11 protein-coding genes are annotated in these 11,316 nt (G+C 32.1%); 6 read left to right on the top strand and 5 right to left on the bottom strand.

The features are described 5' to 3' along the window. Positions 1-105: 105 nt before the first annotated feature. The 3 genes from ACEW8E_RS01755 to ACEW8E_RS01745 form a co-directional block, all read right to left on the bottom strand. Positions 106-456 carry a type II toxin-antitoxin system VapC family toxin gene (locus tag ACEW8E_RS01755; RefSeq protein WP_373478620.1) on the bottom strand — a complete coding sequence of 117 codons (351 nt, stop codon included), beginning with the start codon at positions 454-456 and terminating at the stop codon, positions 106-108. Continuing rightward, positions 456-662 carry a hypothetical protein gene (locus ACEW8E_RS01750; RefSeq protein WP_373478619.1) on the bottom strand — a complete coding sequence of 69 codons (207 nt, stop codon included), beginning with the start codon at positions 660-662 and terminating at the stop codon, positions 456-458. Before ACEW8E_RS01750 ends, ACEW8E_RS01755 begins: the two co-directional genes overlap by 1 nt. Before the next feature lie 283 nt (positions 663-945). Beyond that, positions 946-1,650, bottom strand: coding sequence for a pirin family protein (locus ACEW8E_RS01745; RefSeq protein ID WP_373478618.1), 705 nt, complete (start codon positions 1,648-1,650; stop codon positions 946-948). A gap of 207 nt (positions 1,651-1,857) precedes the next feature. Here ACEW8E_RS01745 and msrB point away from each other — a divergent pair, with 207 nt between their 5' ends. The 3 genes from msrB to ACEW8E_RS01730 all read left to right on the top strand — a co-directional run bounded on the left by msrB (position 1,858) and on the right by ACEW8E_RS01730 (position 4,313). Continuing rightward, positions 1,858-2,340: a peptide-methionine (R)-S-oxide reductase MsrB gene (gene msrB / locus ACEW8E_RS01740; protein ID WP_373478617.1), complete on the top strand. Its 483-nt coding sequence runs from the start codon at positions 1,858-1,860 to the stop codon at positions 2,338-2,340. A gap of 207 nt (positions 2,341-2,547) precedes the next feature. After that, on the top strand, positions 2,548-3,192 hold the full coding sequence (gene msrA / locus ACEW8E_RS01735) for a peptide-methionine (S)-S-oxide reductase MsrA (RefSeq protein WP_373478616.1): 645 nt from the start codon (positions 2,548-2,550) through the stop codon (positions 3,190-3,192). Positions 3,193-3,401: 209 nt separating this feature from the next. Further along, positions 3,402-4,313: a branched-chain amino acid transaminase gene (locus tag ACEW8E_RS01730; protein WP_373478615.1), complete on the top strand. Its 912-nt coding sequence runs from the start codon at positions 3,402-3,404 to the stop codon at positions 4,311-4,313. Between the two features lie 134 nt (positions 4,314-4,447). Here ACEW8E_RS01730 and ACEW8E_RS01725 read toward each other — a convergent pair whose 3' ends face one another. Together ACEW8E_RS01725 and glyA are read right to left on the bottom strand one after the other, a co-directional pair. Beyond that, the gene (locus ACEW8E_RS01725) at positions 4,448-6,088 is read right to left on the bottom strand and encodes a mechanosensitive ion channel (protein ID WP_373478614.1); all 1,641 of its coding nucleotides are present in this window, start codon (positions 6,086-6,088) and stop codon (positions 4,448-4,450) included. Between the two features lie 268 nt (positions 6,089-6,356). Then, the gene (gene glyA, locus ACEW8E_RS01720; RefSeq protein ID WP_373478613.1) at positions 6,357-7,640 is read right to left on the bottom strand and encodes a serine hydroxymethyltransferase; all 1,284 of its coding nucleotides are present in this window, start codon (positions 7,638-7,640) and stop codon (positions 6,357-6,359) included. A gap of 283 nt (positions 7,641-7,923) precedes the next feature. On the opposite strand from glyA, the gene gshA reads away from it, so the two are divergent. From gshA to ACEW8E_RS01705, 3 genes are all read left to right on the top strand, one after another. Beyond that, the gene (gshA, locus tag ACEW8E_RS01715) at positions 7,924-9,078 is read left to right on the top strand and encodes a glutamate--cysteine ligase (protein WP_373478612.1); all 1,155 of its coding nucleotides are present in this window, start codon (positions 7,924-7,926) and stop codon (positions 9,076-9,078) included. 342 nt (positions 9,079-9,420) lie between these two features. Beyond that, positions 9,421-9,783, top strand: coding sequence for a DUF4258 domain-containing protein (locus ACEW8E_RS01710; RefSeq protein WP_373478611.1), 363 nt, complete (start codon positions 9,421-9,423; stop codon positions 9,781-9,783). Positions 9,784-9,863: 80 nt separating this feature from the next. Continuing rightward, complete coding sequence (locus tag ACEW8E_RS01705) at positions 9,864-11,207, top strand: UvrD-helicase domain-containing protein (protein ID WP_373478610.1); 1,344 nt, start codon at positions 9,864-9,866, stop codon at positions 11,205-11,207. Positions 11,208-11,316 lie beyond the last annotated feature (109 nt).

Raw genomic sequence — 11,316 nt, 5'->3', positions numbered from 1 at the left:
GACTGGATCTATTTTTTGACACCAGCGATTAAAACATGGTGGCATTGATGAAGATGTTGTTTCTTTCATTTTGACCTAAAAACGTTATAATACAAAAATTATAACCTAATTTCTTTTATCGTTTTGTTTAAGTACCGCTATTACTGAAGCGTCTTCTAAAGTACCTTGCCAATGGGAAAAATTCAAGACTAAATCGGATATACTCACAAAATCTGATTCAGAGATAGTCACAATTACTGTTTCCTCCTGAATAACACTTAATAATTTATGTGCCATGTTGGATGATTCATTACGAGATACAAACTTATAAACTTCAAATAATATGGGTAAAGGAGTTAAAACTTCACCAAAAATAAGGGAAATTTGGCTAAAACCTAGTTTAGCTTCACTATGATAGTTATCTCTTTCAGATACTAACGCTATTAATGGTCCAGCATCTAATACTAATCGTTTCATTAGCGGTTATTTATATTTGTAGAGGCATCCGCCGAGGCATTTTTAACTATTCCAGCTAATTTTAATAATCCTTCACCATTACGAAGACGTAACTTTTCTTTTAATGCTTTTTGTACTAAGCTAGAGGGATTTTCTTGAGGATGTTGTTTTAAATAATTAGTTAATTCTTCCCATAATTCATCGGGGATATATAAAGTTTTTTTCATAATAATTATAACTAGGTATGACTAATATCATAGTAGCTTATTTTTCATCTTTTTTATATCAAAAAACTTAAATGCGGATTTTTACTGATAATCAACCTTACTATAAATAATAGAGGATTTAAGGTGATTTGATGATAAGTATTCATGGAAAATTAATTGTATAGAGGCAATAGGTTTTAAACCCATTGTTACCATAGTGAGTAAGAAAAATAAAATACACAATTAATATTACTTACTCACTTATCAATAAATCTAAAATCTTCCATTAACTAATGATAATTGTTTAAGATTTAAAGTGAAATAATAAAAACTCCGTGTTGTCTTGAAATGACGTTAAAGTAAGTTTATTCTCTTGTTTAATAGCCGCACCATCACCTGTTTTTAATGTTTCTGTATTGAGATTTAATTCTCCTTTTACTATCTGAATCCAACTATAATCATCTTGTTTTAAATCATAGTTAATTTGTTCATTACAATCTAATATTATCGCAAATAAATCTACGTTTTGATGAATTTTTAATGAGTTTTCTCTACCGTCAGCAGAAGCTAATAAACAAAGTTTTCCTTTTTTTTGTGCCGAAGAAAATGATTTTTGCTCATAACTTGGAGTTAAATTTTTAGTATCTGGAGTAATCCAAATTTGCAATAAATGGACAGATTCTTCATCAGAATGATTATATTCACTATGACGAATTCCAGTACCTGCCGTCATTCTTTGTACTTCTCCTTCGGGAATTGTTGCTATATTATTAATACTATCCTTATGTTCTAATTCTCCCTTAATTACATAAGTAACAATCTCCATATCTTGATGTCCATGAGTACTAAAACCCTGACTAGGTGCAATAATATCTTCATTAATTACCAATAAATTGCCAAAACCTGTATATTGAGGATCATAATAACTACCAAAAGAGAAAGTATGTTTTGTGTCTAACCAACCAAAATTTAAGTTTCCTCTTTCTGTTGAAGGGCGAATTTTTATCATTTTTTTCCTTTAATTAGATACATGATATTTTTAACTATAACAATTAAAGCTGAGAAAAAGTTTAAGATTTTTCTAAGTTTTCTGATAGGATAATCAGTAATTATTAATGAAAAATTAATTATAAATATCAAGTAATAAGTGTAAGATATTATTATATTCAAAATATCAATTATTAACAAAAAAATAATTTTTACCACTAAGATATATATGAAAAGACGTAATTTTTTATCTATAAGTATTTTTAGTCTTCCCTTATTTTTAGGAGTAACTGAAGTTAAATCAGGAGAAAATAAATCTAAAAAAGTATTTTTATCTGATAAAGAATGGCAGAAAAAACTTACTGCACAACAATATCAAGTCTTAAGAAAAGAAGGTACAGAGAAACCTTTTTCTAGTCCTTTAAATGATGAAAAAAGAAAAGGAGTTTATACTTGTGCAGGATGTAGTTTACCTTTATTTAATTCATCAACTAAATATAATAGTGGCACTGGTTGGCCTAGTTTTTATGATAGTATAGCTAATGCTATTGAGACGAAAAAAGATTTTAAATTATTTATTCCACGGACAGAATATCACTGTAGTCGATGCGGTGGTCATCAAGGTCATGTTTTTATTGATGGGCCAAAACCAACAGGAAAACGTTATTGTAATAATGGGGTTGCTTTAAAATTTATTCCTGAAAATAGTTAATATTGATGATAAAATTATTAACTTATTACTATCATCACTCTTTATCTTTATGATCAATTAATTGTAAATATAGACCAAGAAGAAAAGTAATAAATTATATTATCTTAATAACAAGAAATGAAGTGATTTTTATTTCTTATTTTATAGTTTTTAAACTCAATAAATTTTAACTAATTTTTTTTATTTACCTATAATTATTTTAAAAAAATGCCTAATAATCTAAAAAACATCTTTAATTATCGAAAATTGTCAGCAATATTTAGTAAATTTAAAAAAGTCTTATCCATCACGATTTTTTCTTTTCTAATAATAACTTCTTTTGCCCATGCTGACACCACAAAAATTGAGAAAGCCACTTTTGCAGGAGGCTGTTTTTGGTGTATGGAATCGCCTTTTGACGAAATAAAAGGAGTTTTATCGACAACTTCAGGTTACACGGGAGGCAATGTCAAAAATCCCACTTATCAACAAGTAAGTAATGGTAAAACAGGTCATACGGAGGCGGTAGAAATCAAATATGATAGTAATTTGGTCAATTATAGTCAATTATTAACTATTTTTTGGCAAAATATCGATCCTACCGTAAAAAATAGACAATTCTGTGATGTGGGAAGTCAATATCGTAGTGGTATTTATTATCATAATGAAACACAAAAAAAATTAGCGGAAGAAACTAAAGCAAAAGTGGAGAAACAACTTAAAAAGCCTATTTTTACTGAAATAAAATCCGTTACTACCTTTTACCCTGCCGAAGATTATCACCAAGATTATTACAAAAAAAATCCTGTTCTTTATAAATATTATCGTTATCGTTGCGGTAGAGATCAAAGATTAACCGAAATTTGGAAATAAACACTTTGATTAATAAGTATTAGACCTTTTGCAAAATAAAAAGTAAAATCTATTTTAGGATGGAAAACGTTAATTTCTTAACTCATTACTCATTACTCCACTTCTGCAAGAAGTCTATTTCTCCTAATTATTAATTGTTTATTCCTTTAATGATACGATTAATGAGTATATGTAAATAATATATTTATTAGACTATAAAATCATAAATTATGCCAGATTTTTTACCCATAGCTTATTTTGAAGATAAGTTTATTCCTTTTGTCGAAGCTAATATTTCCATTGCTACTCATGCGTTACATTATGGTACAGGTGCGTTTGGTGGATTGAGAGGGACAATTAACCCTGCTAATCCCCAACAAGTGTTATTATTTCGTTTAGATCGTCATTGTCAGAGATTAAGTAATAGTGCCAAATACTTACATTATGATCTTTCTCCCGCTAAGATTGAAGAAGTAATTAAGGATTTCGTTAGTAAAAATAAACCCACTAATGCTTTTTATATTCGTCCTTTTGTTTATACCTCAGATTTAGGCATTGCGCCAAGACTCCATAATATTGAAAAAAACTTCTTTGTTTATGGTTTAGAAATGGGTGATTATCTTTCTCCTGATGGTATTAATTGTCGTTTAAGTTCATGGTATCGTCAAGAAGATCGTAGTTTACCCTTAAGAGGAAAAATTAGTGGTGCTTATATTACATCAGCTTTAGCAAAAACCGAAGCCGTAGATAGTGGTTTTGATGAAGCAATCTTGATGAATTCTCAAGGAAAAGTTTGTGAAGCCACAGGAATGAATATTTTTATGGTAAGAAATAATAAATTAATTACTCCTAGTTTTGATCAAGATATTTTAGAAGGTATTACTAGAGATAGTATTTTGACCATTGCGAATAATTTTAACATAGAAATTGAGCAAAGAGAAATAGATAAAACAGAATTATTTATTGCCGATGAAGTATTTTTATGTGGCACGGCAGCGAAAATTACTCCTGTCAAAAGAGTCGAAAATTATCCTCTTCCCGAAGAGAAAATTATTACTAATAAAATCAAAGAAAAACTAACCGCCATTACTGAAAATAGAGACGCTGAATATCAAGATTGGATTACCGTTATTGATGTTTAGCAATAATTACTTGTTACTAACTCCTAACTCCTATCTCCAGCCCTTTTTATGCGTAGATGAATACTAAGCAGTTAATAGCCTCCTTAATCCCCTAAGTTTGGAGGTAAGGAGGCTTAAAATTTGTTTTTTAAAATTTATTTTTGATTAAAGGATTCTAACCATTGTTGTAGAAGTTTATCCGCCGTTTTTCTTCCTCCCAAACCAAAGGCAAGGGCGATCGCCACAGCAATTCCTCCCATGAGTAAACCGAAGGCAAGATTAACGATATTAGGTGCAATACCGATTCTTTCTAAAGCCATAGCGGAGACTAAAACAATAACGGCAATACGGGCAACTTGGGCTAACAAAAGGGCTTGATGAGTACCAGAATTGGCTATGAGTTTAAACACTAAATTAGCGAAATATAAACCGATACCTAAAATAACGACTCCAACTAAAACTTGTCCCCCTAAAAGTAATGTAAAAGTTACTACTTGTTTTAAAGCATCAATTTGTAGAATGTCAACGGCAGTTAAAGACGCTACCAATAAAATACTAACTAAAACAATCGCCCCTACAATTTCGGCTGGAGTTTTATTGACAACGGTATTAGTGGAAGATTCATCAGAAGATGGTGACTCGTCAACAAATCCACTTGAGTTAACAAATCGTCTTGAAGGTTGGGTAATTCCTAACCAAACAAATACATTATTAAAACCGATGGTTGTTAAAAAATTAGTGACTAATTCCGACAAATATTGCCCACCAAAATAAGCTAAACCAATGATAACAATACCAGCAAATAGCTTTGGTAAAATATCTAAAACTTGATTTAACATGGCGATGGCGGGGGTAGAAATCGCCTGAATTTGGAGGGCATCAAGGGCAGTAATAGCGATAGGAATTAACACTAAAACATATACCACTGAGCCGATAATGTAAGCCAAAGATTGTTTTCTGTTGGCAGTAGATAAACCAAATTTAGCACCGACACGATTCGCACCAATAGCAGTAAGGAGATTAATAACTACTTTTTTGACAACTTGGGCAACAATCCAACCAAGGAAAGCAATAATAATCGCCGCAAAAACATTCGGAAGTATTCCTAAAATGTCATTAACTAATTCATTTAACGGGCTTAAAGTACCTTCTAACTGCAAAATGCTGAGAATGGAAGGTAAAAATAAGAGATAAACAAACCAGTAAAGTGCGTTACCAATAGTTTCACTAAGAGCTATTGGCTCATTATCAGTAATGGTTGCAGTGTCATCATCTTTCACTTGGGCATTTAACTTTTCATCGAGACGAAATTGAGCTAAAATTCTGGTGACAAATAACTTAACTATGGTTGCAACACCCCAAGCCAAAAGAATTAGAAGTAATGCACCTCCAATGCGTGGTAAAAACTTGGTAACTTCACCTAAGAGAAGATTTAAGGGCTGGGAAACCGACTGTAACTCTAAGGCATCAAGAAAAGCAACGATGACAAACAGAGTGATAATCCAGCCGACAATTTCGGAAATCCATTTTTCCGTAGGAATCAAAGGTTGATTTTGTGGGCTTTCACCGACAATCATATTGGCGAAACGGTTATCAACATCAGTCTTTTTTAACCATTTTTTAATTTGCCCTTTAACAATATTGGCAAAAATTAAACCAATAATTAAAATTAAAAGAGCTTTACCGACATTAACAACGGTACTTCCTAAATTTTCTTGTAAAGAATCTTGTACTAAAGGCACTTCTTGCATTTGTGCAAGTATATTAAGAGCATTGAAATTCTGTGGAAAATTCATCAATATCATGATCTTATTTTAATTTGTTATTGCCTTCAATATACTCTACATTTCTAAATCCTGTTTATTTGGCTATTTATTTGAATAATGTTTAATTTCAAATCTTGTCTTGACTGGTGAAAGTATGGCAATGGCAAAGGGTAAAGAGTAAAGGGCAAAAGAATTAAAATTGACTAAAACGATACTAAAATTGATTTTATATTGCTTGAATTGAAATTATATTTGTCATTCTTTTTAAAAGAAGTCCCCTCTCTCAAGGGGATTACATTTATGCTAAAGCCGGTACGGGGATTCTTAAATGAGGATATAAGGGGAAGCGATCGCATAATGTTTCAACACGTTTAATACAATCTAATCTTACCGCTTCATCTTCAGGATTTAAGAGTCTATCAGCGATAATGTTAGCAACCTCAGTAAATTCTGCTTCTTTTAAGCCTCTGGTGGTTTCTGCTGGTGAACCTAAACGTAAGCCACTGGTAACAAAAGGAGATTCAGGATCAAAAGGTACAGTATTTTTATTGGCTGTGATGCTAGTTTTACCTAATAATTGATCAGCAATTTTCCCAGTCATACCGATAGAGCGCAAATCTACTAAGTTAAGGTGATTATCTGTACCGCCAGATACCAATTTAAAACCACGATTTACTAATTGATTACCCAACGTTTTGGAATTAAGAATAACTTGCTCACAATAGGTTTTAAATTCGGGTTTCAAGGCTTCTCCGAAGGCGACGGCTTTACCTGCGATAACGTGTTCAAGGGGGCCTCCTTGAGTACCGGGGAATACCGCTTTATTGAGTTGTTTGCCTAATTCTGCATCACGAGTGAGGATTAAACCGCCTCTTGGTCCTCTTAATGTCTTATGGGTGGTAGTTGTTACCACATCGCAATAAGGCACGGGGTTAGGATGTAATCCTGTCGCTACTAAACCAGCAATATGGGCAATGTCTGCTAATAAATATGCTCCCACTTCGTCCGCAATTTGTCTAAATTTATCAAATTCTATGGTGCGAGGATAGGCAGAATAACCGCAAATAATGAGTTTCGGACGTTCTTTTAAGGCAATTTCTCTGATTTGATCATAATCTAAACGTTCGGTTTCTTTACTTACACCGTATTGACAAACTTCAAACCATTTACCAGAAACGTTTACAGGCGATCCATGGGTTAAGTGTCCACCGTGAGACAAATCCATCCCCATGATTTTATCACCGGGTTGGAGAAGGGTTAAAAATACTGCAAAATTAGCCTGTGCGCCTGAATGGGGTTGTACGTTGGCCATTTCCGCACCAAATAACTCTTTTGCTCGTGCGATCGCCAAATCTTCAGCTTGATCAACGAATTTGCAACCACCATAATAACGTTTTCCGGGTAAACCCTCGGCATATTTATTGGTTAAAACCGAACCTTGCGCAGCCATTACGGCAGGAGACGTAAAATTTTCACTAGCAATTAATTCTAAATGTCCTCTTTGACGTTGTAACTCGTTAGCAATAATTTCGGCGATGGCGGGATCTGTATCGGCTAAAAATTCTAAGTTAGTCTGACTCACGTTAATTTAATTTAATTTTTTCTATAGATATACCTTAACTATGATAATAGATTGTTGCTTTATCATTCGATCAGAAGTTAAATATTACCTAAATTTACCCCCCTTCGATGGTTTCAATATCAGATTTAGGCAGGTATCAGGTTTAATTCCTTTTGCCCTTTGCCCTTTGCCCTTTACCTCACGGAAGATTTTATCTCGAACTCAGGTCATTTTCATGCAAATATTGTCAAGAATACGATGATCAATGATAATTAAAATGTAGAGCAACCATTGAGGAAAAAATGTGCTGTTAACGAAAGGATTTGAAGTTGAAGTTTATACAGGCACTCCAGAAGGTAAAGTAATCGGTCTTTCTAGCCAAATTGTTAGAGATTTACATGGTTTTGTGCGAGAGCCAGACAGTCGGAATGTGGAATATACTACTGCTCCTTTGTGCAATTATGATCGTTTACTATGTGCTTTATTGCGCCCTCGTCGAGATTTACGACAATATCTTCAAACTTTGGGTGATTATACCATTATCCCGGGAAGCACTTTATCTTTAGGGGATAGTAGTCAATTTTTTCGCTCAGATCCTGACAACCATTATCATGATTATATTGAACAAACCTATCATACAAAAATTGTTACTGCTAGTATTCATATTAATATTGGTATCGAAAACACAGAAAAATTAATTCAAGCCTATCGTTTAATTCGATTAGAAGCGCCTTTATTACTAGCTTTGAGTGCATCTTCTCCTTTTTTGGATAATCAAGTAACAGGATTTCATTCTACCCGTTGGCGTTTATTTCCTCAAACTCCTGATCATGTTCCTTTATTTACCAGTCATAATCATTTTATTGAGTGGACAAAACAACAATTAATTTTAGGTAAAATGCAGAATGTAAGACATTTATGGTCTTCTGTACGTCCTAATGGTGACAATCGCCCTTATAACCTCAATCGTCTGGAATTGAGAATTTGTGATTTAGTTTTAAACCCCATTCATTTGTTAGCTATAACCGCTATTTTAGAAGCAAGAATCAATCAAATTTTACTCGATGATACCCTCGATCCTTTACAAAAAAGTACCATTAATCACGGTGATTTAGAAACAGAATTACTAAAAGTTACTCAATATAATGAACAAGCAGTTAGCGAAAATAGTTTAGATGCGCAGTTATATCGTTGGCAAGATGGTAGTAAAATCATTGCTCGTGACTGGTTAGAAGAGTTAATTAGCGAATTATATCCCATTGCTAAATCAAAAGGGTTTTCTTGTTTCCTTACCCCAGCTTATAAAATTCTTGAACATGGGAATCAAGCTCAACAATGGTTAACACAACATCAACAAGGATTATCTATCTCCGAAATTATGTATAATGCAATTATTTCAGCTAATCAAGAAGAAAAAGACTTAGAAGATAAACTTTGCGAACAAATATTGATAGCTTAATTAAGTGTTTCACTGAAGCTATTTATTATGAGTTTAATCTTCAGTCGGCTTTAACAAATCCTAATTTAAGGGAGAAATCCTGATCATTTATCCTTAATTTTTGTTGTGGTATGGTAATGATTTAAGTAATTATGATTGTTATGAGGGTTACGAGAAAACTATAGATAAAGAAGTGGAATTATTGGAAGAAGGCGATCACTAAGTGGTGTACCACGACTACATTAAACTTCTTAGATGACATTAAGTAAGGTAAAAAAACTTAATCTGTAGCATCAAAAAAATTAAGTCGATGTTGCATAATTTCTCATTTCACTACTGATAAATAAATAGGAAGTGAAATTAATGGTTGGTAATACTATGAAATTAAGCAAAATTTTGCATTCTCTTGTGGAAAAAGATGCCAAAATCGTGGCAATTCCTGAGTTTATCATTGCAGGTACATACCATGATGAAAACCACGCTCAAAGAAGGATGCAACAACGAGCAATTAATGTCAATATGATTCGGGTAGCCTTAGCTTATGGGAAGTATCAATTCCATAGTCATGCTCGTACATGGACACTTCTTGATAAATGTCTCAAGAATACCATCTACGATTCATTAATTGATGATTTACGGGGATTGCGAATTATTGCCCCCATAGATAAGGAGGAAAAATGTTTGTTTATTACTACTGTTTATTGGGATTTTAAACTTGCTAATTAACCGAAAGTATGCAGGTCATTTTTTTGATTCTGCATATTTTTAAAACCTCTTTTGATATGTAAATAGAAATAATAAAAACTATGGCACAACTATTTCCTTCTTTAGAACAATTCTCTCATCTTCGTCAAAAACCCACAGATGGAGAATTACATTTAATCAATTTTTTAGTCGATAATTTAGATGATTCCTATGAGATATATTTTCAACCTTTTCTAAATGGCGATCGCCCCGATATTGTTTTGATGAGGAAAGATTCAGGGGTGATGATTATTGAGGTAAAAGATTGGCATTTACAACATTATAGAATTAATAGTAAAAAGCAGTGGGAAGTAACTCAAAATGGGAATAATTGGTACGTCATAAAATCCCCAATTGATCAAGTTTTAGCTTATAAACAAAACCTCTATGATTTACATATTGAGAATTTATTAGAGAAAAAAATAAAACAACCTAATCATTGGGCAATCGTCACTTGTGCTGTTTATTTTCACTGGGAAACTGAAGAAAATATTAATCATTTTTTTACTTTTAATTTTCAAGAAGATCAAAGTTATCTTAACTTTTTAAGTCATCAAATAATATTAGGGCATAACTCTTTAATAAAAGAAAACTTTAATAAAATTTTAGATAAAAACTATTTAAGTAGAAAATCAAAATATTTTGATGAGGAATTATACAGCAGTTTTAAACGTCATTTACAACCTCCTTATCACACAAAAGAAGAAGGAAAAGAATTAAATTATACCCCTAAACAACAAGAATTAATTATTAGTAAAATTGGTCAACAAAAAGCAAAAGGTGTAGCAGGTTCAGGAAAAACTTGTGTATTAGCTAAAAGGGCAGTAAATGCTTTAAAAAGAATAGAAAATGAATATATTTATCAACCTAAAATTATCATACTTACCTATAATATTACTCTAAAAAACTATATTCATGATCGAATTAGTGAAGTGAGAGAAGATTTTAATTGGGGCAATTTTTATATTACTAATTATCATGATTTTATTAAACAAGAATTAAATAATATAGGAATAAAAATCAATATTCCTGATGATTTTGATGATTGGGATAGCAAAACTCGTTCAACATATTTTGAAACAAACTATTATAGTAATGTTGATTTATTTAGGGAAAATATAGACAAAATTAATCAATATCCTGTCATTTTTATCGATGAAATTCAAGACTATAAAAAAGAATGGGTAGAAATAATTAAAAAAATTTATTTACAAAATAATGGGGAATATGTAGTTTTTGGAGATGAAAAACAAAATGTTTATGAAAGAAAAATGGAAGAAGATAAAAAACCTTATACTGGTATAAGTGGCGCGTGGAATTTATTAAAACAATCTTTCCGTTTATCATCTAATATTGCTAGTTTAGCTAGTAATTTTGGCGTTGCTGAATTAAAGTATGATTTTTAGATAAGGTGATGCCGAAGGCACGCTACGCGCACGTATCTTTATTACTCTCTTAAATTATCACAGAGGCGTGCTGTGTACCAGAGCCGACGAGCGATCGCTCGTAACTTGT

It is taken from the genome of Geminocystis sp. (assembly GCF_041753295.1).
Lineage (GTDB): Bacteria > Cyanobacteriota > Cyanobacteriia > Cyanobacteriales > Cyanobacteriaceae > Geminocystis.
Note: the sequence above shows the minus strand (reverse complement) of the source record. Positions and strands in the feature narration are given on the sequence as shown.

What these genes read in the sequence shown, in the direction of transcription:
- ACEW8E_RS01725 (WP_373478614.1), bottom strand. Translation starts at nt 6,088, where the DNA reads ATGAATTTTCCACAGAATTTCAATGCTCTTAATATACTTGCACAAATG.
- ACEW8E_RS01730 (WP_373478615.1), top strand. Translation starts at nt 3,402, where the DNA reads ATGCCAGATTTTTTACCCATAGCTTATTTTGAAGATAAGTTTATTCCT.
- msrA (WP_373478616.1), top strand. Translation starts at nt 2,548, where the DNA reads ATGCCTAATAATCTAAAAAACATCTTTAATTATCGAAAATTGTCAGCA.
- ACEW8E_RS01745 (WP_373478618.1), bottom strand. Translation starts at nt 1,650, where the DNA reads ATGATAAAAATTCGCCCTTCAACAGAAAGAGGAAACTTAAATTTTGGT.
- ACEW8E_RS01750 (WP_373478619.1), bottom strand. Translation starts at nt 662, where the DNA reads ATGAAAAAAACTTTATATATCCCCGATGAATTATGGGAAGAATTAACT.
- msrB (WP_373478617.1), top strand. Translation starts at nt 1,858, where the DNA reads ATGAAAAGACGTAATTTTTTATCTATAAGTATTTTTAGTCTTCCCTTA.
- ACEW8E_RS01710 (WP_373478611.1), top strand. Translation starts at nt 9,421, where the DNA reads ATGGTTGGTAATACTATGAAATTAAGCAAAATTTTGCATTCTCTTGTG.
- ACEW8E_RS01755 (WP_373478620.1), bottom strand. Translation starts at nt 456, where the DNA reads ATGAAACGATTAGTATTAGATGCTGGACCATTAATAGCGTTAGTATCT.
- ACEW8E_RS01705 (WP_373478610.1), top strand. Translation starts at nt 9,864, where the DNA reads ATGGCACAACTATTTCCTTCTTTAGAACAATTCTCTCATCTTCGTCAA.